The sequence below is a fragment of the Chitinophagaceae bacterium genome (genome assembly GCA_016710165.1).
Lineage (GTDB): Bacteria > Bacteroidota > Bacteroidia > Chitinophagales > Chitinophagaceae > Ferruginibacter.
Genome location: JADJLJ010000001.1, coordinates 198,986 through 224,298, shown reverse-complemented (window position 1 = coordinate 224,298; position 25,313 = coordinate 198,986). Strand labels below are relative to the sequence as shown.

Sequence of the window (25,313 nt, the reverse complement as noted above, 5' to 3'; positions counted from 1 at the left end):
GAGTTGGATTTCGATTTGTATAAGATCCCGTTTGATAATGGTTTTCTTCGCAGCAATCTTTGCTTGGTCCTTCCCATGATCAGTCCCCCGCCGGCTGGCGGGGATAGGGGTTAGTCATTCAATTTTAATACGGCCAAAAAGGCTTCCTGCGGCACTTCCACATTTCCGATCTGCTTCATCCGCTTCTTACCTTCTTTCTGTTTCTCCAGCAGTTTACGCTTACGGCTTATATCGCCACCATAACATTTGGCGGTAACATCCTTGCGCATGGCACTGATGTTCTCCCGGGCCACTACTTTCGCCCCGATGGCAGCCTGTATAGCGATCTGGAACTGCTGGCGGGGCAATAATTCTTTCAGTTTTTCGCAAAGCTTACGGCCAAATTCCTGTGCCCGGGCACGGTGGATCAACGCACTCAATGCATCCACCCGGTCTCCGTTCAATAAGATATCCATCTTCACAATATCACTCTCCCGGTATTCGATCGGGTGATAATCAAAGGATGCATAACCACGGGTCATGCTCTTGAGCTTATCATAAAAGTCAAAACGATCTCGGTAAGCGGCATGTCAAAGGTCAGTTCAACCCGGGTGGGGGTCAGATAACTCTGGTGCATGAGGATACCACGCTTGGTTATGCAAAGCGTCATGATGTTGCCGATGTATTCGGGCTTGGTGATGATCTGTGCTTTGATGAACGGTTCATCAATATGGTCGATCCTCGTGGGGTCGGGCATTTCAGTGGGATTGTTGATGCGTATCACTTCGCCCTTTACCGTGGTGGCCACAAAACTTACGTTGGGTACCGTGGTGATCACCGTCTGGTTGAATTCCCTCTCCAGCCTTTCCTGTATGATCTCCATGTGCAGCATACCCAGGAACCCGCAGCGGAAGCCAAAGCCCAGGGCCTGTGATGTCTCCAGTTCAAAGGTGAGCGAAGCATCGTTTAGCTGCAACTTGTCCATGCAGTCACGCAACTCTTCAAATGCATCGGTCTCCACCGGGAAGATGCCGGCAAACACCATCGGCTTCACGTCCTCAAAACCTTTGATCGATTCTTTACATGGGTTCACCGTGGTGGTGATGGTATCACCCACTTTTACTTCCTTGGCATTCTTGATACCGGTGATGATATAACCCACATCGCCTGCCCGCACTTCATTCTTAGGCTCCATGCCCAGTTTTAAAATACCCACTTCATCGGCGCCGTATTCCAGCCCGGTATTGCTGAACTTGATCTTGTCGTTCTTTTTTAGTGTGCCATTAAAAACACGGTAGTACACAATGATACCCCGGAAGCTATTGTACACGCTGTCAAATATCAGGGCCTGCAGCGGGGCATCCGGGTCACCCTTGGGAGCAGGAATGCGTTCGATGATGGCGGTCAATATCTCTTCGATGCCGATGCCGCTTTTTCCGCTGGCCAGTAAGATGTCTTCAGGTTTGCAGCCAATGAGTTCTACGATCTGGTCGGTCACTTCGGGTATCATGGCCCCATCCATATCGATCTTATTGATCACCGGGATGATCTCTAAATTATTGTCAATTGCAAGGTACAAGTTGCTGATTGTCTGTGCCTGTATACCCTGGCTTGCATCCACCAAAAGCAGGGCGCCCTCGCAAGCGGCCAGTGCACGGCTCACTTCATAGCTGAAGTCAACGTGACCAGGGGTATCGATCAGGTTGAGCACATATTCCTCTCCCTTCCAGTTATAATTGATCTGTATGGCGTGGCTCTTGATGGTGATGCCCTTCTCCCTTTCCAGGTCCATATCATCCAGCACCTGGGCCTGCATATCCCGTTCGCCGATGGTATGGGTGAATTCCAGCAGGCGGTCGGCAAGGGTACTCTTTCCGTGGTCAATATGGGCAATGATGCAAAAATTTCGGATGTTCTTCATGTACTTCTGTTCCTCGTTTTAAGAGGTGCAAAAGTAGCGTATTTTGGGCACTGAGCGAAGTCGAACTGCGATTAAGATAATTTCGAACAAAGCCGGTGAATGTGTGAATTGACAGGGACACGGATATACAATGGACGTACCTGGTTCCCGTAAAGTATTATCTGTTCTTTAACGCTCCCCTGGCATAAATCTTGCCATTCATTAGTATGCTGCACACCCACCTGAACGCAAAACGCAATTATTTCTTTACCCCTCTTGCCTGCCTGGCTCTTTTTACCAGCCTCCTTTCTTTTTCGGAACCTAAAACAACCGGACTTGCCGGGGATGTTTTACACGAAACCAACCGGTTCAGGAGATCGAACGGCCTGCCCGAACTGATCATGAAAGAAGAACTGAATGTCCTGGCGCAAAAACACAGTGCGGACATGGCTCGTGGCCTTGCAGATTTTGGGCACAGCGGCTTTTCAAAAAGGACTGCCCAGGCAAAGAAAAAAATACGGCTTGCCGGTTTTTTTGCCGAAAATGTTGCCTATGGCCCAACTACGGCAAGCCGGGTGGTCAGCATGTGGAAGAACTCGGCAGATCACCGGAAGAATATGCTGGGCAACTATGAATACATGGGCATTGGTATAGCAAAAGACCGCAAGGGCCGCTTATATTATACCGTGCTGTATGCCGGTTGATTTTTCCCAAAATGAACTTCAGAATACAATATTTGTTGTACAATGCAACGGCTTTATATTGCAGGTACCAGACCCGGATGCGGGTAATAATTTACCAACAGTCATACCACCCTTCCCGAAAACTATTTGTATCTTAAACCCGGCTATACGACAAGCTGTCAACTGCCACAATTTTACCGGCTTTTTCTACCTGCAGCGATGGACAAGTAAAAAAGTAAGAAAAATACGGGGCCACTAATTCTCATATGAAAAAAACTGCACACAAAAAAGCCTGGTACCTGGTAAATGGCATCACGATGTACCGGATCGTTGCCGCTCCTTTTTTACTGGTTTTGCTATTTACGGGTCATTACAATTTATTCAAATGGTTATTGGGTGTAAGTTTTTTTACAGACCTGATAGATGGCTACCTGGCCAGGAAATTCAAAGTGGCCAGCGTATTGGGCACCAAACTTGATTCCATTGGTGATGACCTGACCATACTGGTTGCCATGACCGCTTTATTTTATATGAAGTGGACATTCATTAAACAGCAAAGAGTTCTGTTCATCATCATGTTCTCCCTTTTCCTGGTTCAAACCACCTATGCACTTATCCGCTATGGAAAGATCACCAGCTTTCACACATACCTTGCCAAGGCCGCAGCCCTGGTTCAGGGTGTTTTCCTGTTACTTTTTTTCTTTACCGATGAACCCAGTCTTTTTTTATTTTATGCAGCAGCCATCATTACCATACTGGAATTAGCAGAAGAGACCATCCTGGTGCGCCTGTTACCTGCCTGGGAGATAAATGTGAAAGGCATTTACTGGGTACTGAAAAGGAAAAGGCAGGAAGGAAAAGGGAACCCGGCCCCTTCATAACCGGGCCTGTTTGTTGCAATACGGAACAGGATCGGTAACTTTATTCAAAATTACATTCAATGAATACGGATAAAAAGATAGCCCCGGCAGAAAGGGAGGAAATGGATGCGGAGATAAGCCCTGCTGAAAGATCGTTACTTGACGAAAGCATGGATAATGTCGTGTCGGTTGATAACAACAATTTAAGAAGATCGGTACTGGACAGCACCGATGCAGATGGCGACCTGGTAAATGAAGCCAGTCATGACCTTACCGGTGAAGACCTGGATATCCCCGGCTCCGAACTGGATGATGTAGCCGAGGAATCGGGCTCGGAAGACGAGGAAAATAACGGGTACAGCTCTGCGGATACGGAATAGAAAAATTTACCTCTTCCTGCTGCGGTTCCTGTCTTTCCCCTGCGGGTTCAGGGCGGGTTCCTGCCAAACCGCTGGATAACCGGCACCAACCAACGCCATTCTCACTATCATCCAAAAGCATCATATACTGCGTACTCAGCAGCAGCAGTTGGCCCATCGTTTTCATTATTGGCCAACACAGACAGCATTTGAAAAACAAATGTTCATCATTATATTTACGGATTGCGTTGTTAAAACTAATTTCAGGATCACCAAAACGAAACAGGTATGAACGATCAAACTTCCAGGAGGCTGAAAATGCTTGGCATGCTTTTATTCCTGCTTGGTTTATTAACCGGGCTACTCATCATGGAAATGAAAAATACCCGGATGGGCCTGGCGGCCCACCTGGAAGGCGTTATGAACGGAACATTTTTAGTGGTGGCAGGCTTTGTGTGGAATGAATTAAGGATTTCTGCAGGGTTAAGGAAAATACTTTTCTGGACCTTGCTGTACGGCACATTCGTGAACTGGCTTTTTACATTGCTGTCGGCCATTTTAGGAACATCCCGGATGACCCCCATTTCAGGAGCCGGGTACTCCGGAACAGAACTGAATGAGAACCTGGTTTCTGCGGGCCTGGTAACCGTGGCGCTGACAATGGTATTTTCATTGGCAGTGATCATTTACGGTCTAAGGGGCAAAGTGTGATTCGTATTTCTCAACCGGGTACCTGTGCAGGCCAGTGTGCAGGCTGCAGGACCCGCTGAATAAACCCATACCATGTTTCCCATAAAAGATCCCGGGTAATTTCACCCCGGGATCTTTAATTTACCTGTTTCCCTTTATTGTGAACTCAGGTCTTTACGAAATTTCATGAGAGACTGCTCCCGGCTCTGTACATTGGCATTGTTATCCAACACTTTTCCCCTTGCATCCCAGGCATCCTGGCCGTATTCTTTAAGATACGCATCTTTAAATGCATTGGGCGGCAGCCCACTGGGGCCATAATAATCTGTTTCCAGTTCCTTGAACCCGTCCTTTAGATTTCTTACCTGCACCCTGACCGGGTCGGAGCCTGACCATAACTGGGTATACACATTAACGCTAAACCGGCTGGCCGGGTTTATTTTAGACTGGATCAACGATCCCCTTCTGCCTTCCCGGATCGTTTCTCCCTGCATCCCGTATTTTATATGCGTAACGGTAACCAGGAATTTTTCTGCCACCACCTTACCATTAAAACTTGCCGTATCATCCCAGCGGTAAGTGGCGTTCATTCTTTTTTCGTCGAGGAAGGGAAAAAAAGATTTTTCCAGGTCCAGCGCATGTTCTTTTGCATTGGGTTTTGCCATGTCCATATCTGCATAGGAAATGGGGCCCTCCACAATATGGTAATAACCCATGTTGGGGCCGCTCACTACTTCATACACATCTCTTTTGTCGGCTGCCTGGTGAAATTTTGCAAGGTGTGTTTTCCAACTGGCCTCAAAAGCAGATCTCATTCCTGCCTTTGGTTTGACGAAATTAACGGTGTAAAGGGTTTTGCCTTGTCCGTTTGCAATGAATGCGGCTGCAATGAACAGCCACAGAAAAAATGTCTTCTTCATTTTTTTTTAGTTTTAAGTTAAAAATAATTACGCTTCACGGGGAGGGGGTGCAGGTGCGGAACAAGGGCAGATCAATATTCTATGGCATGGCCGTAATGACCACCGCTGAAAGAATATGTTAATGAAAGTATATATTAAAGTATGAAAATGCAAGCATCCGTATAAATTAATGCAGCGGAATTCATCGCAGGTGCTGGCTAATAGCAACTTAAGAATGTTTGCAATGATCTTTTCACGCCAATATCCTTGCTGAACCGGCAATGACATGACCGGGAACAAGTAGAATAAAATCTACAGGCGCTGTTCTATTCTGGCTACAAATCATTACCCCAGACGGAAAAATAATAAAATTATCAAAATCATTTCTTTATTTGGCTAAAGAATATTTATACCTTCGGACTCATTGTTCCCCTAACTAAAACCAAGTTTATGAAAAAGATCATCGCCTCATTGGTTTCATTTTTTCTTTTATTGTCTCATGCCAATGCACAAACCTGTACAGGAACCGGCAGAATAAATTACCAGCGTTGGAATAACATCAGTGGTTCTGCCGTTTCAAACCTTACATCCAATGTAAATTATCCGAACAATCCGTCTGTCACCGGAACCAGAACCACGTTAGAGATGCCTACAAACCAGGGAAGTAATTTAGGTATCCGGATGTATGGATATATCTGTCCGCCAACCACCGGTAATTATATTTTCTGGATCGCCAGCGATGCAAGTGGTGAACTCTGGATAAGCACCACCAGCAGTTCGGCAAATAAAGTGCGGAGGGCTTATAACACCAGCTCCACCAATTCAAGGCAGTGGAATAAATACAGTACACAAAAATCGGTAGCTATTGCGCTTACTGCCGGCCAGTTGTATTATGTGGAAGCGTTGATGAAAGAAAGTAGCGGAAGCGATAACCTTGCTGTAGGATGGGCCAAGCCAGGCCAGTCAACCAGTTCACCAAGCCAGGTGGTCCCGGGATCAAGCCTGGTTGCCCAGTTACCCGATACCCAGGCGCCAACAGCACCTACTAACCTGGCTTCATCTGCTATCACTCAAAATTCCTTTACTCTTTCCTGGACGGCTTCAACAGATAATGTGGCTGTGACCGGTTATGATGTTTACCAGGATGGTGTGAAAATAAATGCAGCCAACATTACGGGCACTTCGTATAATGTCAGCGGTTTGACAGCTGCCACCACCTATGGCTATTATGTAAAGGCAAAAGATGCTGCAGGAAATGCTTCAGCCAACAGCAGTACCTTGAATGTTACTACAAGTTCACCGGATCTTACTCCCCCATCTGAACCAACAAACCTGCAGTCATCGATCATTACGCAAACAAGTTTTACACTGAAATGGACAGCGTCAACAGACAACATCGCTGTTGCGGGTTATGATGTGTACAGGGATGGAGTGAAATTGAATGCTTCGTTGATCACCACCACCACCTACAATGTATCGGGCCTTGTCACTGCCACCACGTATTCCATGACGGTAAAGGCGAAAGATGCTGCCGGCAACGAAAGCGCAGCAAGTGCAGCCCTGCCGGTGACAACCCTTATTTCTGAATCGCCCTCCGAAACATTTACCATGCGTACCATCCGGCTAACCAGCGGATGCCGCATGACCTGGTTTATGGCCCCGATAATAATATCTGGTTCACCGAAAGATTTGCGGGTAAAGTAAGTTTTGTAAACCCGGCAACAAGTGTAAAGACCACGGTACTCACATTGGGTTCATCCATGGTTCAGGTTGGTGGACAGGATGGGCTGATGGGACTTGCACTGCACCCGGAGTTCATGACCGGAAAGCCGTATGTTTATATTTCCTACACCTATCAATCTCTCAGCAGCACCGTACGCAAAACAAGAATTGCAAGGTATACCTACAATTCAACCACGCAGGTACTGGAATCTCCTGTGACGGTATTGCAGGATATTCCCGGCAGCAACGACCACAACTCTGCCCGCATCGCCATAGGACCTGACCAGAAATTATATTATTCTGTTGGCGACATGGGCGCCGGCCAGTTTGATAATATTAGCCGGGTGAACAATGCACAAAACCTGAATATCTATGAAGGAAAGATCCTGAGGCTGAATACCGAAGCGGATGGTTTGGGTTCATTTATACCAACCGATAACCCGAACGGCAATGCCGTTTATTCATTTGGCCATCGCAATCCGCAGGGATTGGTCTGGGGCAATGTAAACGGTACTAATATCCTGTACAGTGATGAGCATGGCCCTTACAGCGATGACGAGATCAATATAATAGAAACCGGGCGCAATTATGGATGGCCCAATGTGATCGGCTGGTGTGATGGCAACTATAACGGAAGGACGACCGGTGGCTATACCATTGTTAATGAACAGAACAACTGTGCAACGCTGAATGCAAAAGAACCATTACGTTCTTTATTCCCTTCCAGCAATCCCCCGTCGGGTGGTGATAATATGCAGTGGCCATCGGTGGCGCCATCGGGTGCAGATTTTTACGGCAGCAATGCCATTCCCGGGTGGCAAAACTCCCTGCTCATAACCAATCTGAAAAAAGGGACCGTGGCCAGGTATAAACTGAGCAACGACGGGCAGGGCATCATTTCCGATACCACCCATTATTTCCGTGGACTGGGCAGGTTCAGGGATGTGGTTGTATCGGCTGATGGTATGAAAATATATGTTGCCTGTGATTCCAGCGGATCCACTTCGGGTCCAACAGGTGGTGTTACAACAACGCCGGCGAACCCGGGCAGTATCCTTGAGTTTACGTATGAACCGCCTGCTCCTATTGCGCCGCTTTATACGAACCAGGTTAAAGAAGAACTGAAAGACAGGAGTATTGATGTGTATCCCAACCCGGCAAGCACCTACTTCATTGTATACAATTACAAAGATGCCGGCAGCCGGATGATCGAACTGGCAGACATGAATGGCAGGATCGTTGCCCGGAAAAGATCAGCAGCCATGGCCACCCGGATGGAAACAAGCCTATTGCCCAATGGGCTTTATATCCTGCGGGTAACAGACGATAAAGGCAAAATGATCCGCGCTGAAAAAGTTATTATTCAGCATTAATAAAATCAACCTTACTTAAAAGCCACTTTTCTAAAGTGGCTTTTTCATTTATAAACAGAGCGTCTTTACTGATATAGGACAAGTTGGGATAATTTTAAATAGAAGCATGGTCTCTTTCCGGGACCTTGCCAAAAATTAATTACAGCAGTAAAATGATATTCTAATTGCTGAATACAATTCTGTAAATGGCGCCTCTTGCATCATCGCTTACCAGCATGGCGCCGTCGGCAGCAATTTCAATGTCAACCGGGCGGCCCGTTACCTTTCCGTTATTGTTCAACCAGCCCGTAGCAAAAGGAACATACTGAACCACTTTATTATTTTCCAGCCGGATCATCGTTACCCGGTAGCCGCTTTTTTCGCTGCGGTTCCAGCTTCCATGTTCCGCAATAAAGACCTGGTTCCTGTATTCCGGTAAGAACATCTTCCCGGTATAAAAGCGCATCCCCAGGGCAGCCGCATGCGGCATCAGTTTTTTTGCCGGCGGGGTAAATTCAGAACAGTTCCGCTTATTGCCAAATTCAGGATCGGGTGTATCGCCCTGGTGGCAATAAGGAAAACCAAAATGCATCCCTTTTTTTGGTGCATGGTTCAACTCTTCGGCCGGCATATCATCCCCCATATTATCACGGCCATTTTCCGTGAACCATAATTCTTTTGTTGCCGGGTGCCAGTCAAACCCCACCGTATTACGGATGCCCGATGCATACACTTCAAGCCCGCTGCCATCCGGGTTCATGCGTGACAGAGACGCATAGATCTCATTTTCCTTTTCACAGATATTGCAGGGTGCGCCAACAGGTACGTATAATTTATCATCGGGACCAAATGCAATGAATTTCCAGCCATGATGTTTGTCGGAAGGAAGTTTATCATTCACTACAACCGGTTCCGGCGGGTTGCCTAACCTGTTCTCAATACCATCATACCGCAGTATGCGGTTCACTTCTGCCACATACAGGCTTCCCTTGCGGAAAGCCACACCATTCGGCATATTCAATCTGTCATCAATAACAAATACCTTTTCTGCTTTGCCGTCTTTATTGTCATCAAGTACAGCATACACTTTATCTTTTGACCGGTTGCCTACGAACAAGGTCCCTTTTTCACCCCAGCACATGCTCCGGGCATTTGGCACTTCTGCAAAAACAGAGATACTGAACCCGGGGGGCAACGTGATCTTGTCCAGGTCATACTTTTTAAAGAGGTTGGTTTCCTGGCCGGCAGCGGTGAACTGCAGCAGCACCAGGAACAAAAAAAGAACATTGTATTTCTTGCGAACCATAACAGGGGTTTAGAGCTGATATAACACAATTGAGAAACTTCTGTTCGTCTGCATTGTAAAATTAATTCAAATTGACCGGAAGATATCTTTTAAGTGGCAGCCGCTCATCGGTCAACCCAGTCCCCTGCCGCCGGTCACAAAACGGTAAAGCCCGGGCAGGAACTTCCGGAGTAAGGCACCGGTGATCACGGATAAGGCAATAAGACATAAAGGCAACAAAATAAAGGTGAGCATCCGGTATCCAGCCCAATCGCGGACGTGGAGAAAAACAGCCTGCGTGGCATATACCACCCCGGGTGCATGCAATACATATATCATAAAAGAGAAGGCAGAAAGCCATACAAACCAGCTTTTGCCCATGCAGTATTTCACCAGCGCATTGCAGCCATACCAGGCACAGATCAACCCGCTTAATACAACCAGCTTATGCATCAGCAACAATACAAGCTCAATACCGTTGAACGGCGCCTGGAAAGCCAGTATTGTTTTCGCAATGGAAAGAACTGTAAAAACAACAAACCACCATTTTAACTGCAGCCACTTACCCGGAGCATCAATATCAAAATTGGTCTTCTGCATCCATATGCCCAGGGAAAAGAACAACAATCCCTCTCCTTCGGCAATGATAAAACCGGCCGTGGAAAGCCAAAGCAGAACGGCAATGGAAAAGAATATCCATCGGGCAACGGGGTGGGTTACACAGTATCGCAGTGCAGGGTATGCCAGGTTATAAATGAGCAATACCCGGATGAACCATAACTGGTAAGAGACGGGGAAAAATATCCACCTGGCCAGTACTTCGTACCACTGATACTGCTGTAGCAAGACCCGGTTCTCATCCAGTTGCATCATGTGTGTGCGGGCAACAATATCCCTGCTGTAAGGAAATAATTCCAGCACAAAAGTCAGCAACAAACCAACGGCGCTCCATATCAAATAAGGATACAGTAAGGTCTTTACCCGTTTGGCCGACCGCTGTTTATACGGCGTATGATCGCTTCGTGCAAACAGGTAACCCGATATGATGAACAACATCGGTATGCGGAAACGGAAGATCCCGTTGGCCAGCCAGTATTCTGTAAATGCGGTAACGGTCATCGGTTCGCCGGGCATGGTCCATGGCTGCAAATAACTGAGGTTAAGATTGTACCCATGCACAAATACCAGTAAGAACATGGATACAAAAGACCAGAACCTGAATTTTTGTGAGTTAAAGGCAGATAACATGGAAGGTACCGTTGGTGCTGCAATAATAGTTACAAAAACAATACCTGTGAAAAAAACGTGCATTCGCAGAATGATCTCACCGGGAGGAATCACAGCTAAATAACTAATTTCACCGGAAAGGAATTAATGGACCGCCGCTCATTTTTATACAACAGCATCCTTGCAGGCGCAGGGTATTCATTACTGAATAATTCCTGCAGTTCTTCCCGGATGGCCGGGCAATCATACGATGTTCCGGAAGCCCTGCAGTTACAGATGTACGATGCAGCCCTTGCCATTGCCAAAAACAAGATACGCGGCGGGCCGGCTGACCCGGTTTATAAAAAACCCTTTGTGGATGCTGCTTTCTCTCCCAACATTTTTTACTGGGATACCTGCTTCATTGCCTGCTATGCCAAATACCATCCCACAGAACTTCCTGTTGCCAATGCACTGGATAATTTTTACGACCGCATGGATGAAGATGGATTCATCAGCCGGGAATATACCCGGGAAGGAAGGACCATGTGGCCCAAAGAACATCCCGTGAGCATTAACCCTCCCCTGCTGGCTTTTGCCGAACTGGAATTGTATGGCCAGCTTAACGATGCAGGAAGGTTGAAACGGGTTTACCCGTCCTTACAAAAACACTTCCGGTTCCTGCTTGAGCATTACCGCATGGACGACCATCTTTTCTTCAGCGACGGGCTCGGATCCGGAATGGACAATATCCCCAGATACCCGGATGGATGGCAGGACGACGGCAACGGAATAAAGCTGCACAATTTATACCCCGATATCTTTAATTATGATGGGCTGAGCCCTGCGTGGAACAAACAAGGCCGTTCGGTTGATTTTTCTGCACAGATGGCTTTGTTTGCAGAAAACCTGGCCAGCATTGCAACCATCATCCGGCAGGAAGATAAAGTGGCTGATTACCGCAGGATTTATGATGAAACAAAAAAAGCCATCAATGAACATTGCTGGAACGAGACCGATGCATTCTATTACGACCTGGGTTATGGAAAACAGATCCGGAGAAAACACATCGGCATGTTCTGGACATTGATGGCGGGCATCGTTCCCGGAGAAAGGCTGCGTGGTATGATAAAACATCTTACCAACCCGGCCGAATTCTGGAGAACCATTCCGGTGGCAAGTTATCCCGCCAACCAGGAAGGATATTCAAAGGAGGGTAATTACTGGCTGGGTTCTGTATGGGCGCCTACCAATTACATGGTCTTACGCGGACTGCTGCGCTATAATAAAAAGAAAACAGCCCGCCGCCTGGCTAAACAATATTATTGGGCCGTTGCAGAAGTATATAAACAAACCGGGACTTTTTTCGAGAACTATGCGCCGGATGCAGTGAGTAAAGGAAACGAGGCGAGGCCGGATTTTTGCGGATGGACAGGCCTCGTGCCAATCGCCGTTTACAGGGAGTTCATTAAGAATCATTAAGTCTAAATAAAAAAGGAATGTCAGTCTGAGCTTGTCGAAACAGGGCTTAATTGATGTACTGACCCGTCTTCGACAAGCTCAGACTGACATTCAAACATTCATCGCATCATCCTTTGCCAGGAAGAATATTCAAAACAGGTGAATTAAAAACCTGCCTTAACTGTCTTACCCGGCTCTGTGGAAATAGCTGCCCTGTGCAGAATGATCTTTTCCAATGCCATGTCGAATGATATTTCAATCCAGCCATTGTAAATATCTCCGTTCTTCTTCACCTGCACAGGCAGGTATTTCCGGATGGCCTGTTTCCAGGCGCCCTGCCAGAAAGAAGCCCCTGTCTCGGGTATGATCTTTTCGGCAAGCAGGATCGATGAAACCTCTAACCACAGGTAAGCCGGGTGCTGGAGCATTACCTGGTCACCCTTATTCAATACAGGAGACTGATCATTAAAATCATTCAATAAACGGCTCTCTGTACCTGAACTGACATAGTATTGGCGGCGGTCCCTTTTCAGTATGGGGTCGCCCACCAGCAGGGTGCTAACAAGGAAATCATCCGTACCATCGCTGTTGATGTCGATCTTTTTTATTTTCCCGAAAGTAATGGACTCATCCTGCAGGTTGAGGTACTGCATCACCGGATGATCAACCGGGGTTTGTGGCTGGGGTCTTTTCTGCAGGCAGACAAAATCAGTACTGCCAGTGCAAGGCTGCAGATCTTTTTCATGATTGCTATACTTTTTGATTTCCGTTATAAAGATGCAGCCCATTCCCTTATCAAAGACCGGCTTTGTGGATGAAGTGAATCATTATGCGTATGAACTGCGGATCTCCGGCCAGGCAAAGATCCGGTTGTCATTTCATCTTTGGGGAGTTTAAATGAGATGGGTTCTTTTTATCGCCTGCTGTTACCATCCTTTTTTCAGCCACTGCCCATAACCCCTTTAATGCAGGTATGGAAGTTTGCAATAAAAACTGTTTTATATACCTTTAAAGCCGCCGCCGGTAACCTGGCATGAAGAACAGGATGTAACTTAAACCAAAGAAGCCCTTTATGATCTCTTATAACCCCAAAGACTGGTTCACATTCATCTTCCGTTTTCATAAAGCCGATACGTTCCGGCAGTTACTGCCCCTGATCTTCGCCATTTGCCTGTACTCCGGTATCATCGCTTTTCTTGAACTCGAATACTGGAAACTGTCTGAAGAAAGCTATGTCCGCAATATACCCGTGATGCACACCCTGCTGGGCTTTGCCATCTCCATGCTGCTGGTATTCCGCACCAATACCGCATACGACCGCTGGTGGGAAGGCCGCAAACTATGGGGCAGCCTGGTTAACAACAGCCGCAACCTGGCCATGAAGCTGGCCAGCATATTGCCCAAAGAGGATACCGAACAACGTTCTTTCTTCCGCAAAATAATTCCGGCATACGCGTATGCGCTCCACAATCACCTGCATAAGGAAAAGACCAGGGTGGAATTGTTTGAAGAAGAAGAACACAAACATGTGTTCCAGCAGATAGACCAGAAAAAGCATGTGCCCAACCAGCTGGCCCTGCTCATGTACCAGCACATACAGGCATTGCAAAGGGAAAACAAGATCAGCGGTGAGCAATTGTTATTCCTGAATGCCGAACTGCAATCCTTTACCGACATCTGCGGCGCCTGCGAACGGATAAAGAACACCCCCATCCCCTTCTCGTACAGCGTGTTCATCAAAAAATTCATTTTCTTCTACATCATGACCCTGCCCTTTGGGTATGTATTTCAACTGGGCTTTTACATCATCCCGGTGGTGGCCTTTGTTTTCTATGTTCTGGCAAGCCTGGAGCTTATTGCCGAGGAAATAGAAGACCCGTTTGGCGGCGATGCCAACGATGTGCCTACGGAACTCCTGTCGCAGAATATACAGCGGCACATTGCGGAGATCCTGTAAAGCAGGGTGTTGATTTTTTTCAAACAGCAGAACCCTTCAATCGCCCCATACATTTTAAAAGTATGCTGATGTTGTACAATAATAAAGGGGCTGCAAAATTGCAGCCCCTTTATCATTCAAAACCTTATTTACTTCTTAATGATGATCTTAGCCATCTTAACATCCGGCCCGTTCTGCATTTTAATAAAATACATGCCATTGGCCAGGGTACTTACATCCAGTTTGCGGTTATTCATTCCTTCTGATACTGCAACCGTCCTGCTCAATACCACGGCACCGGTCTGGTTGATAAAGCTGATGACGGCGTTCCCGGCAACATCGGCATTAAAACCAAGGCTGACCGTATAGCCAACGGGGTTGGGGAATACAGTAAGTTCATTGCCGGATAATTCCAGCACGTTCCCGCCATCGCCCCTGGAGGCAGTTCCTGTCTGCACCCGCAGCGTATAACAGTTGGTTGCATTCCAGTTACTATTATTGCTTGGATAAACCCTGGCATAATAAGTGCCTGCAGTAACGGTCCTGTTGATGGTCTCATTGGTTGTTCCGCTGTTACTGGAGGTTTGCAATGTGCTGCCGCTGCTGTTCAATAACCGTAAATGGTAGTTGGCCGGCAGGGTTGTCAGTGTCATAGTGATGGTGCCTCCGGTACTGATGACAAATTTATAATAGTCATTATCCCGGGAAGGATTTACCAATCCCTTAATATCTGTATTCAAAGGGATGGTTGCGGCACCAGCTGTTGTGCCGTTGGTGCTTATATCATACGGACCGGGACAAACAACCGGTGCTGCAGCAGTAGTAAACTGGGCCTGTACATAATTACCGGTACCGGCAGGACAGGTTGCCCTTACCCTCCAATCGTACAAAGTAGCAGAACTTAAGCCGCTTAAATTAACGGAAGTGGAAGTGGTAGCAGTTGCCGCATTTATCCAGGTGCCTGATGCATTTGCTTTATAATCCACATCATAACTGCTGGCACCGCTCACAGCAGCCCAGCTAACTGTGGCAGATGTTTGTGTAATGGAGGATGCCGCTAAGCCGGTTGCATCTCCACACAAAGCAGGCGCACCGATGGTGAAATTCGCATTGGAAATATCAAAGAAGATATTACCAACGGCTTCCACTTTTATGCGGCAGGTAGTGCTTTGAGAAGCAGGAACGGTAATTAGTTCCGAGCCATCATTGGCAGTAGCTGTTGCTAAAACAGTGGGGAAGGTATTACCGCCGTCGGTGGATAATAAAATATTCACGGTAGCACAATTCACGGATCCGGCATTGGTTCCGTTCACACTCCAGGTAACCGTTGCAGCACTTCCTGCACCCCAGGTTACGGCAGTGTTTGGAGCCGTTACGGCAAAAGGCCCGGCCGTATTCGTTACCGTAACCACGGCATCGGTAAAGGCTGTCTGGCCAATTTTCACGCCGGGTTCATATGGATTGTTATCCCGCACCGTTACCCGGAAATTGAGGGTCCTTGAAACAGAACTTAATGCTTCAATGTTTGCACCGGCATCACCGCCTGGTAAGGGCGGGGTTACATTCAACCCGGAAAGGATGGTCGATAATCGTGGAAAGCTGCGGGTTGGAGATGCAGTTGCCGGAAATGATAACCAGTTGGGCCCCGTTGTCTTTGTGGGCGATGCCACACTGCCTGTTCCGGATGTAGAGGAATTATCATTTTGTTCCCAACAATACGTGATCGGGTCATTCTCCGGGTCTGTGGCAGAACCGGTTAATGCAAATGGCGTACTGATGGGAATGGTATAGTTGCTGACCGCTGCAATGACCGGGGCATGGTTAGCCGTCATATTCACCGATACCGGGCAGGTTTTGGTGGCCAGGTTTGCCTGTATCTGTGAAATGGTTGTTTCATGAAATATATCTATGGAATGTGGGGCCACATCCTGGGATGTTATGCCTGCATACCCCATGATGGTTATGCCGGAACCAACTTCCTTGTTTTGTCCCGTACCTTCCAGCGACATGGAAAAAGTATGATTTCCCCCCAACTGGTGCCCCACTTCATGCGCCACATAATCGATATCGAAATTATCTCCCTGCGGGATGCCATCGGCTGGTGAAGTAATGCCGGCACCTTTGGCCAATGAAGTACTGGTAGCAGGATTCACACAAACGCAACCGATACATCCGGCATTGCCGCCTCCGCCTGATGCTCCAAACATGTGGCCAATATCATAGTTCGCATTTCCAATTACGGAAGTAAGTGTTTGCTGCAGTTGCAGGTTCCACTGGCTTAAATTGGTTGAATACGGATCCGTTGACGGGCTGTAATAAATAACAGAGGTTGTATTGGCAATAAGATTCAGGTGCAATGCCAGGTCTTTTTCATAAACCCCGTTGCAACGGGTAAGGGTAGCATTGTAAGCGGCCAGAACCAGACCCACCTGGGCCGAACTGGTGGCGCCAAACCAGTTGGCATACTCCCCGTTACAGGATTGAGCCAGCCGCATGGTCTTTATTGTACCGTTTGAACTGCCGGTAGCAGAAGAAACAGGCAGTTGCGATTTCAGATCTGCATCGTATTGTTTTTCCTCTGTAGAACAGGTCCAGGGCAATTTCCCCTTATCCCTGTGTGAGCTGTAAACGGAATACACTGCATGGTCTTTTGAATACGGTTCAATGAACTCATTGTTCTTATCGGTTCTGAAGACCATTGTCTGTATCCCCTGCGGAGAGATGCTCAGCTTTAGCGTGGCATACCTGTCTGTGATCCCTTTACCGGAAAAAGCCCTGATCTCGGGGAAACGGGCCTGCAAGCCGGGTTCAAAATTGGAAGCCTCATACACTTCAAATTGCTCCGGTTACCTGCCGCATTCGGCAATGAGATAACCGTGGTTTGATTTGAAGATCTTTTATCAACAATGGAAAACAGTGCCTGCCTGAAGGGTTCGATATTCAGGTTGAATAACCTGAACTCTTTCGGGTAGGATAACCGTGCAACCGCTTTGTCTGTTATGATATTACCCGGGCTGTCATTATTCACAGACCAGAATTTATCTGCCTGTGAAAATCCCAAGGTAGTTATCAAGGCCAGCAGGATCGTCAGTAGTAAACCTTTTTTCATAATGGAATGGTTTTGATTTGAAGATTGAAAAGGTAAATGTAAAATAAGCTTTTTTAGAAAAAAAGAGTAAAACTACCCGCTGCCCGGGGGAAATAAACGATGGCAGATCTGTGGCTTTACTATCCTCTTATTATGAATAATTACAGGCGGGCCTTCCCCGGTTATTCCTTTTGCCGCTCAGATCCCCTGACAGGAGGTTATTCGCATAATTTCAATGCCTCGGTATTTTTACTGCTTATCTGCAGTTTGTTTATCTTACCCGCCTTATTGTAATACAATACCAGGGTGCCGTATCCCATCTGGAAAGCATCCCAGTTGGCGTCCTTCAGTTTTGGAGTGCCCAATAATCTGAACAGGCTGCTTCGGCTTGTTCCCATCAATGCTGGAGTTAACTTTCCTTTGAACTGCTCGTTTATCTCAATATAATTACGTTCGGTATAAAAGAAAATGCCTTTGTCCTTAAAAAATACCCCGGCACAGGCCGAGTTCGTACTTTGCTCCACCACTTCGGTGGCACAGGGGAACCTGGTCTTTATTTCTTCAATGGCAGAACGGGGATACAACTCATTGACATTGCCGTCCATTACGTCTACCCGGAAGGGAGGGCATACCGCTGTCGGCTTCAATTGTGATTTACCGGCTATTGTTGCCAGGGAAAGAATGATGAACAGGAAAAGATTTTTCATATCGGGTGGTTTTAATGATCAGATATTGAGATACAGTACCTCCGGATCCGCAGAATGCTGGAAGGCCAGCCAATATACAGCAAATACCCTGCTAAAAAAGCAGGGCGGGTTTAAAATCCCCGCCCTGTTAATAAAACAGGACTACATAAGATGCATAAATACTAATGCTTGCCTGCACCACCCCACCACAGTAAATAACCCTTCAACTGGTAAGATGAGATGACCGTTTGCGCCGTAAGCGAAACCTTTGCTTCGGGGACCAGGTCTTCTTTTTGAATATTCAGGAATGTCATCGCTTGCCCGCACATGATGAACTTTGCGCCCAGTTTTTTAAGTTCTTCAAGCGCCTTCAGGTTTGGGTTATCTGTTTTGAACTTTGACCGGTAATATTCATTGGTACCAAAGGCTTTTAATGCACCGGCGTGCACCACCAGCACCGGGGTTATTTTTTTAACCGGCACGCCGGCAGCCACATGCAGGTTGATGACCCGGGCCACTTCACTGATCCCGTAGTTCACCTCTTTGGCCGTAGAATCGGGGTTGAGATCGGTCAACTCAAACAACAGCTTATAATCCAGGGTTGGGTCCGGCGACTCGGTTATATCGCTCACCGGTATGATACCCGAGAATTCACCTGCCTTTAAAACAGGATACTGGGCACGGGCTTCTATCCTGTCCCACCTTTCCTTTTCCTTGTACTCTTTTTCGATCTTCATGGAATCTGCATGCATAGCCGCCTTCAGGGAACTGTCTTTTTGAAATTTTCGAACAGCCAATATGCTGTCTAAATTGGATGTTTGAGAAAAACCAGCCAGGCAGACGATGCAGGCAAAAATGAGCGTTGAGATCTTTCGCATTGATTTTTAGTTTTGGTTTAGTGAGTAATATAATGAATTATTTACAATACTGCATATGGTTCATATTGATCTGCGATCCATGGCTAAACCGGCCTGGTGGTGCTGGTAAAAAATGCCGGCTGGTCCATTACAAAGGCTGCTAAACCAAATGGAGTTTTATCCGTACCTGAATACGGCGATCACCTGCGATCAAGATGTAGGAAAAAGAACAGGGAAGAAAGATCTCCCGGGTAATAAAATTGCTAGTGATTTCTGATGTAGTATTTTATCCCATTAATGTTCAAGACCTGTATACCGGTTTTCATGCTGCCGCTGTATTGTTCAAAAGAAGAATAGTAAGTGAAGCTGTACCGGTCAATGCTTTTTATTTTACCCCGGAAAGCCTTGTCCTCGAATGAACCATAATAACTGAACTGGCTTGATCCCATAGATTTCAATTTACCTTTCAGGGCCTCATTCTCATAGGATGCATACCAGGTAAGATTATTCTGGCCAAGGGTCCTGACCAGCCCCCGGTAAGCCGCATCCTCGTACGAAAGATAATAATCGAACCCGATATTGCCGATGCTCTTCAATTTGCCTTTCAGCATTTCGTTTTCGTAAGAGGCATAATAGGTGATGAGTGTTTTACCGATATACTTTATTTTTCCCCGCAGCGATTCGTCGTCCAGTTGGTTGTAATATTCCACCCTGCCCACATAGGGCTCCAGCACACCGGTATAATTTTCCTGGTAGCCGATGTATTTATCATATCCCCACTTGCTGATGTTCCCGTCCCGGCTGACATATACTTCCACATTTTCATCCAGTCCAACGGAAAAAGCATCCACCTGGCCGCTCCCCGTAATGGTTATTTTGGAAATATGCTGGCCAAAGCAAACAGCAGCGGTCAGCAAAAGCATGTTAACCAGGATGATCTTTTTCATAAAACACCACATTTTGTTCCATAAAGATACACAGAAATAAATCCCGTTCTGCACTACCCGGAAAAGGGCTTATTTTGCAGGCATGAAGCTTCTACTCTTACTGCTGGCGGTCATATTATTTTCCTGCCAGGAAAAATATAAGAACCCACATGTACTCATAGAAACGCAACTGGGCGATATAGAAGTGGAACTTTTCCCGGAAAAAGCACCCGCCACGGTAGCTGCTTTTTTATCGTAAGTTGATTCCGGGTTCTACAACAACAGCAGTTTTTATCGGGTGTTGAAAACAGAAGAATTGCCCAGCGATAACAATACCGGGATCATACAGGGAGGTATCTGGCAAACAAAACCCGGGTTAAAACCGGCCATTCCGGGTATCAGGCATGAGCCTACCGGAGAATCGGGACTAACCCACCAATCGGGTACCATATCCCTTGCCCGCACCACTCCCGGCAGCGCAGGCACCGAGTTTTTCATCTGCATCGGCGACCAAAGCCCCCTTGACCAGGGCCGCCGGGGAACCGAAGACGGACTGGGCTTTGCCGCGTTTGGTAAAGTGGTTAAAGGAATGCCCGTGGTAAGAAAGATACAGGGACAAGAAAGCCACGGAGATAAATTTGATGAAAAGATCGTCATCAATAAAATAGCAAGAATGTAAATTCCGCCGTCAATGAATTCTTACTGCTGAACCTTTTCACAGGGGTTTTGTTAATGATGGAATACAATCGCAATTTCATGACCAGGTACATTCTATTTTTGACAGCTTCGATCTATCTCGCATCGTGTTCATTTTCTGCCAAAACCTCCGAACGCTATTTTGAAAAGGCAAAAGGGGATACCTATGATGTGATCGTGGTGCCCGGTGTTCCCTTTACTGAAAAAGGATGGGACAGTACGATGAAGGCCAGGGTATACTGGTCAAAATATCTTTACGACCGGGGTATTGCCAAAAACATCATGTATTCCGGGTCTTCGGTTTATTCACCTTATTATGAGGGGCATGTAATGGCCCTGTATGCCATCGCCCTTGGTATTCCCAAAGAAAATGTTTTTTCAGAGACCAGGGCCGAGCACAGTACAGAGAACCTGTATTACTCCTACCACAAATCAAGGAAGCTGGGCTTTAACCGCATTGCCCTTTCCACTGATCCTTTCCAGGCGAAACAATTAAGAAGGTATGCAAGGGTCAAAGTAAATAAGGAGGTTGCGCTTATACCCATCTTATTTGACACACTGGAAGCCATGCGGCCAATGATGATCAACCCGGATATAAATTACCAGCAGGCCTACAACAAGGATTTTGTTCCCCTTCCGTCCCGTGAATCATTCTGGAAAAGGTTCAGGGGAACAATGGGAAAGAATGTAGATAAGACCGCTTATAAATAGCGCCGGTTATTTTACGGTAAAGTCCACTTTGATATCGCCCCACAACAAACTGACCGTGCCTTCTGCAGAAATGCTGAAGGACATTTTTCAGCGGCCGTATCTGCTTTCTTTGACCGTACATTCACCCGCAGCACATCATCGCCTTCCTGGTATTTGAAAGCACCCCACTGGTTCCAGGTCTTGTTGAAGATGATTGTCCAGTCCATACCATTTGCAATGGTAAACAAACCATATTTTCCTTTGGGCAATGCTTTCCCTTCAACCATCACATCCTTGTCCACTTCAAAAACGGTTGCTTCATTGGCACCGGTACGCCATACTTTTCCTTCCATCGGCTCAATGTCCTTGCCAATGGTCCTCCCTTTCAGGGATGGCTGGCTGTAATCTATCCGGATGGTCGCCTCCCCTACTTTCTGGGTGGCTGTTGCCGGCGGACTTGGGCGGCTTGACTTATCTTTTTGAGCACAGGAAACAAGTGAAGACAGCAGTAATATGCTGAAAAGACTGAAAGAAAACAGGTACTTCATGGTGTAAAAATTTGGGGGTTACAAAAAAACAGGTACCAGGGTCAATGATCCCGGATCACCTGTATGAATACCTTATAAAGATAAATGAAAGTTCCTTACCGGTAGAATCATATCAGCCAAGCCGCTCCCAGATGATCTCCCCTACGAGGTCCTTATTTTCATCAATGACCACGTAAGCGGCATATGCTGAATCTTTTTGCCGGGATGCCCGGAGCATTATTTTATGGGCTTCGTATTCACTCAGTTTGAAGGGGCGGCTGGGGTGAAGGAATGTCCTTACCCGGATGATGATGGTACCCAGTTTTCCGGTTGCCCTCATTTCCCTTTCCTTTGGGAACAGGTCTTCCTTCTGGATATTACTGTACCCGTTTTCTGACAGCCATGATTCAACAAAACTTTCGCCGGTAAGCTCGATTTCGGTAGTGACTAAATTTCCCATATTGACCTGGTTTCGGTAACCAAATATATGGGTTAAAGGATACAAACAAGTAATTCTACCCTAAAATATTAGTAATTTCCACATTAAGATTTAAAATTACTTTACTGGTAATTAACCGTTTGCTTATTTTATGTAGAAAGCCAACTATGACCTCGTCAATCCGGTATAAACCCGATCGGTACAATGATCTCCCACCTGTTTCTTACGAGCGGATTGATAAGATCAGTATCCAGCAAGTGGGAGAAACGCAGCCCAAAACTTAGCGGAAATGCATTCCAGATCTTCGTGTCAAAATAGACTTCCCCGCCGGTACTTCGGTTCTTAATTTCGGTAAGCAGGCCGTTCACCCTTGCCTTTGCATTGGTATGGTCATAAAAGGCATTGGCCCGGATACGCTGGAAGAAGATGATATTGGCAAAACCCCAATCGGGGTAAGCAATGGGCAAATGATAATTCACCCCCAGTTTATACATTCGTCGCGTAGACAATGCCTCATACCCCCTTGCATAAGAGAAATTCTTGCTGAACAGGTCTGGTAAACTATCCCGCTTTTGCCAGGCCGCATCGACCACCAGGCTGTGGTTAACAAAGAATCCCGGAAAATAAAATGATCCGTTTGCAACAAACTTATGGCTGTTGCTGAAATTAAATGCATCCCGGTAATTCAGTGAAACGGATTGTGCCCAACGGGGATTGATGTGCTGCCTTGCCTGCTGGCTTACATTACTGAAGCGTAAAAAGGCATTGATGTATTTTATGGAATTGTTTGTGAAAACATTTTTGCCGACTCCCCGGTAATAGTACTGTTCGATATTATAATCAACACCGGCATATAAGAATTTATTTGTGCGGCCGCCAACAAAACGAAGCGGAACAGAAATGCCTGCATTTAATTTTGCTGAATTAAAACTTACTGACCTTCCCACTGCAGTATCCAGGGTACGGTTAAAACTTTCTTCTGCGCCCAGGCTTACAACAGGGAACCAGCCTGCATAAGCGCCGTTAAACCCGATGGTATGGCTTTTATCGCTCCGGTTGTAGGTATAACTGATCACGTTGCTGAAACTGCTGAGTACATTATCGCTGAAAACTGCGTAACCAAATTCGGGATCGCTGATCACGGGACGCCAGCTGTGAAAGTTAAAGAGCCGGAAAGATTTCCTGTACCGGGTAACGGGATTTTTCATACTCCCTGTGCTGGTTTGCTCAAAACTGCTGTCATTAAGGGTATATAAAATACCGGCCCCGGTCATAGTATGCAGCGAATCGGGTTCATAGCTGCTATTGCTTGTAATAAAATCCAGGGGAGATATCTCTTTCAGGGAAGCCGCACCGGATCTTGCCAGCCGGTAGCCGGATGAAGTAAAAGCAGATACAAGCATCTCTCCTTTTGAATTAAGCACCGGGTGATAAACCCCGTTTGTATTATTGGTTACCTGGTATATTTTTTTTGTAATAAGGTTTACGGCAAAAACCTTGTCAGCATCTTTATGCATGGCGGAGAAATAAACCATATCGCCTTTTACAAAAGGATAGCCAAGTACATTGAAGGAGAAAGGGGTAAGGTTATCAATGGCTCCGGTGGTAAGGTCAATCTTTGCCAAAACCATATTCCCTTCGGGATTTCTTGCGGCCGATACCGCCGTATGGGCATCAATATATTTTGTCTGCGTGAAGAAGTAGTTTCTGGGGTTGGGGATTTTTTGTACCAGTTCACCATCCCCTGCATTCAGCCTGCATAGGTAATTGGTGCCATCGTTATTTACACGCACAGCCAGGATCTCCGTTCCTGCTGCATTTATATCCGGGGAAAAATATTTTGACCGAAAACTGACCTGCCGTTGTTCTCCTGTATTAATATCAAGCAGTTTTATCACACTGAAATCCCGGTTGCCCCACCTGGGATCCGACCGGTAAGCCGAATAAACGACTTTCCCATTCCGGTATGAGTAATAATTATCCAGAACGAGATCCCTCACTAGTATCTTCTTTTCTTTTCCGCCTGCCAGCAGGTAAAAAGCATTGATCTGCCTGTACGAACTTTTAACCACCAGTATGCTGTCGTCACTTACATAATACGGGAACTGGTAATTCACTACATTATTTTTTACTGCCGGTGTCAGGTAATTCATTACCTGCGCAGAAATGACCTTCCTGGGAAAGGCCTGCTCCTTAAAATAATTCATGGCATCTTCCCTGAAGGCCTGGTAAGTTTTACCGGAATATCTTTCTATGGCACGGTTGAAAGGATAAAAAACTCCCCTGAACATCACCGCATCATTCGTTACCTTCTTCCAGAATTCTTCCCCGTACTTCACATACCCGTATGCCGTTAACAGGTAACCCAGCTTATAGTGGTCGGGTGTAAAATCCCTGTAAGAACCATTGCGTAATTTCATCCAGGAATATTTCCGGTTATCCAGCCAGAGGGATTTAAAATCGTTGTAAAAAGAAGGCAGGCGGCCCCGGCCGTGGGAATTTACCATTGTTTCCTGCCAGACAGCATCGCCTTCAAAAAAATAGTCAGGCACCGTCATCCCGTTGGCCAACAACTGCCCCTCCTGCCCCAGGATAAATGAAAATACTTTAGTGAACCCCTTATTGAAATTGCTGAGTTGCTGTATATGCCTGTCTTCATGAATGATGAGGTTATCATCCCAGCGGATACTTCCGTTTGAAAAATTATCCTGTGAAGGGGTCATGTACATTTCACTCATCACCGGCGCCATCCGTACATAGGCATTCGGGAAAGTGGTCTGGTTTTGCAGAACGATATTCCATTTTCGTTGTTTGCCCCCGATGGTTACCGCGGTTTTGTCTCCCAGTAATTTCACCACGTTGGCAATGCGGTTTGCCTGGCTGTCGAGCTCTTTTGAAAAAATGACCCGGACAGCCGGCGTATTCACCTGGTACCATTTCAAGGAGGAAGGATTGCCGCCAAAGTTCTGTGCCTGGCAGCAGAAAGAAAAAAAAGCAAAAAACAAAACCAGCGAAACGATTTTTTTCCAGACCATAAATTAAAGTTAACAAAAGAAATGCTGGAAAATATAA

At 46.5% G+C, this 25,313-nt stretch carries 20 protein-coding genes and 3 pseudogenes; 11 read left to right on the top strand and 12 right to left on the bottom strand.

The features are described 5' to 3' along the window. Positions 1-110 precede the first annotated feature (110 nt). A pseudogene (lepA, locus tag IPJ02_00965) lies at positions 111-1,900 on the bottom strand (elongation factor 4). A gap of 191 nt (positions 1,901-2,091) precedes the next feature. On the opposite strand from lepA, the gene IPJ02_00960 reads away from it, so the two are divergent. The 4 genes from IPJ02_00960 to IPJ02_00945 all read left to right on the top strand — a co-directional run bounded on the left by IPJ02_00960 (position 2,092) and on the right by IPJ02_00945 (position 4,492). Further along, entirely contained in the window at positions 2,092-2,583 is a 492-nt protein-coding gene (locus tag IPJ02_00960) for a CAP domain-containing protein (GenBank protein MBK7374175.1), read from the top strand. A 245-nt stretch (positions 2,584-2,828) separates the two neighbouring features. Then, positions 2,829-3,443, top strand: a complete 615-nt coding sequence (locus IPJ02_00955) for a CDP-alcohol phosphatidyltransferase family protein (protein ID MBK7374174.1) — start codon at positions 2,829-2,831, stop codon at positions 3,441-3,443. Positions 3,444-3,502: 59 nt separating this feature from the next. Beyond that, positions 3,503-3,802 carry a hypothetical protein gene (locus IPJ02_00950; protein MBK7374173.1) on the top strand — a complete coding sequence of 100 codons (300 nt, stop codon included), beginning with the start codon at positions 3,503-3,505 and terminating at the stop codon, positions 3,800-3,802. Between the two features lie 267 nt (positions 3,803-4,069). Then, positions 4,070-4,492 (top strand): hydrogenase, encoded by a 423-nt coding sequence (locus IPJ02_00945; GenBank protein ID MBK7374172.1) that lies wholly within the window; start codon positions 4,070-4,072, stop codon positions 4,490-4,492. A gap of 134 nt (positions 4,493-4,626) precedes the next feature. On the opposite strand, the gene IPJ02_00940 is transcribed toward IPJ02_00945, so the two are convergent. Further along, positions 4,627-5,391, bottom strand: coding sequence for a hypothetical protein (locus IPJ02_00940; protein ID MBK7374171.1), 765 nt, complete (start codon positions 5,389-5,391; stop codon positions 4,627-4,629). A 429-nt stretch (positions 5,392-5,820) separates the two neighbouring features. Here IPJ02_00940 and IPJ02_00935 point away from each other — a divergent pair, with 429 nt between their 5' ends. Together IPJ02_00935 and IPJ02_00930 are read left to right on the top strand one after the other, a co-directional pair. Next, on the top strand, positions 5,821-7,074 hold the full coding sequence (locus tag IPJ02_00935; GenBank protein MBK7374170.1) for a fibronectin type III domain-containing protein: 1,254 nt from the start codon (positions 5,821-5,823) through the stop codon (positions 7,072-7,074). Beyond that, positions 7,005-8,465, top strand: a complete 1,461-nt coding sequence (locus tag IPJ02_00930) for a PQQ-dependent sugar dehydrogenase (GenBank protein MBK7374169.1) — start codon at positions 7,005-7,007, stop codon at positions 8,463-8,465. The genes IPJ02_00935 and IPJ02_00930 overlap by 70 nt, the downstream gene beginning before the upstream one ends. A gap of 160 nt (positions 8,466-8,625) precedes the next feature. On the opposite strand, the gene IPJ02_00925 is transcribed toward IPJ02_00930, so the two are convergent. Then, positions 8,626-9,750: a sorbosone dehydrogenase family protein gene (locus tag IPJ02_00925; GenBank protein MBK7374168.1), complete on the bottom strand. Its 1,125-nt coding sequence runs from the start codon at positions 9,748-9,750 to the stop codon at positions 8,626-8,628. A 111-nt stretch (positions 9,751-9,861) separates the two neighbouring features. Continuing rightward, the gene (locus IPJ02_00920) at positions 9,862-11,040 is read right to left on the bottom strand and encodes an acyltransferase (GenBank protein ID MBK7374167.1); all 1,179 of its coding nucleotides are present in this window, start codon (positions 11,038-11,040) and stop codon (positions 9,862-9,864) included. Positions 11,041-11,103: 63 nt separating this feature from the next. Here IPJ02_00920 and IPJ02_00915 point away from each other — a divergent pair, with 63 nt between their 5' ends. Continuing rightward, positions 11,104-12,417, top strand: coding sequence for a hypothetical protein (locus tag IPJ02_00915; protein MBK7374166.1), 1,314 nt, complete (start codon positions 11,104-11,106; stop codon positions 12,415-12,417). 143 nt (positions 12,418-12,560) lie between these two features. Here IPJ02_00915 and IPJ02_00910 read toward each other — a convergent pair whose 3' ends face one another. Further along, on the bottom strand, positions 12,561-13,049 hold the full coding sequence (locus IPJ02_00910; GenBank protein MBK7374165.1) for a hypothetical protein: 489 nt from the start codon (positions 13,047-13,049) through the stop codon (positions 12,561-12,563). Between the two features lie 419 nt (positions 13,050-13,468). Here IPJ02_00910 and IPJ02_00905 point away from each other — a divergent pair, with 419 nt between their 5' ends. Further along, positions 13,469-14,353, top strand: a complete 885-nt coding sequence (locus IPJ02_00905; GenBank protein ID MBK7374164.1) for a hypothetical protein — start codon at positions 13,469-13,471, stop codon at positions 14,351-14,353. Between the two features lie 128 nt (positions 14,354-14,481). Here the strand turns inward: IPJ02_00905 and IPJ02_00900 are convergent. The 4 genes and pseudogenes from IPJ02_00900 to IPJ02_00885 form a co-directional block, all read right to left on the bottom strand. Beyond that, positions 14,482-17,441 (bottom strand): annotated as a pseudogene (locus IPJ02_00900) (pre-peptidase C-terminal domain-containing protein). Between the two features lie 197 nt (positions 17,442-17,638). Continuing rightward, positions 17,639-18,127, bottom strand: coding sequence for a hypothetical protein (locus IPJ02_00895; protein ID MBK7374163.1), 489 nt, complete (start codon positions 18,125-18,127; stop codon positions 17,639-17,641). A 161-nt stretch (positions 18,128-18,288) separates the two neighbouring features. After that, positions 18,289-18,984: a DsrE family protein gene (locus IPJ02_00890; GenBank protein MBK7374162.1), complete on the bottom strand. Its 696-nt coding sequence runs from the start codon at positions 18,982-18,984 to the stop codon at positions 18,289-18,291. Between the two features lie 242 nt (positions 18,985-19,226). Further along, the gene (locus tag IPJ02_00885) at positions 19,227-19,910 is read right to left on the bottom strand and encodes a hypothetical protein (GenBank protein MBK7374161.1); all 684 of its coding nucleotides are present in this window, start codon (positions 19,908-19,910) and stop codon (positions 19,227-19,229) included. 82 nt (positions 19,911-19,992) lie between these two features. On the opposite strand from IPJ02_00885, the gene IPJ02_00880 reads away from it, so the two are divergent. From IPJ02_00880 to IPJ02_00870, 3 genes are all read left to right on the top strand, one after another. Next, positions 19,993-20,148, top strand: coding sequence for a peptidylprolyl isomerase (locus tag IPJ02_00880; protein ID MBK7374160.1), 156 nt, complete (start codon positions 19,993-19,995; stop codon positions 20,146-20,148). Positions 20,149-20,190: 42 nt separating this feature from the next. Then, a complete protein-coding gene (locus IPJ02_00875; protein ID MBK7374159.1) occupies positions 20,191-20,568 on the top strand; it encodes a peptidylprolyl isomerase in 378 nt (125 codons plus the stop codon). Between the two features lie 77 nt (positions 20,569-20,645). Continuing rightward, on the top strand, positions 20,646-21,296 hold the full coding sequence (locus IPJ02_00870; protein ID MBK7374158.1) for a YdcF family protein: 651 nt from the start codon (positions 20,646-20,648) through the stop codon (positions 21,294-21,296). Positions 21,297-21,302: 6 nt separating this feature from the next. Here IPJ02_00870 and IPJ02_00865 read toward each other — a convergent pair. The 3 genes and pseudogenes from IPJ02_00865 to IPJ02_00855 all read right to left on the bottom strand — a co-directional run bounded on the left by IPJ02_00865 (position 21,303) and on the right by IPJ02_00855 (position 25,276). Beyond that, positions 21,303-21,823, bottom strand: a pseudogene (locus IPJ02_00865) (DUF2911 domain-containing protein). Positions 21,824-21,935: 112 nt separating this feature from the next. Further along, a complete protein-coding gene (locus tag IPJ02_00860; GenBank protein MBK7374157.1) occupies positions 21,936-22,262 on the bottom strand; it encodes a hypothetical protein in 327 nt (108 codons plus the stop codon). Between the two features lie 155 nt (positions 22,263-22,417). Continuing rightward, positions 22,418-25,276, bottom strand: a complete 2,859-nt coding sequence (locus tag IPJ02_00855) for a hypothetical protein (GenBank protein MBK7374156.1) — start codon at positions 25,274-25,276, stop codon at positions 22,418-22,420. Positions 25,277-25,313 lie beyond the last annotated feature (37 nt).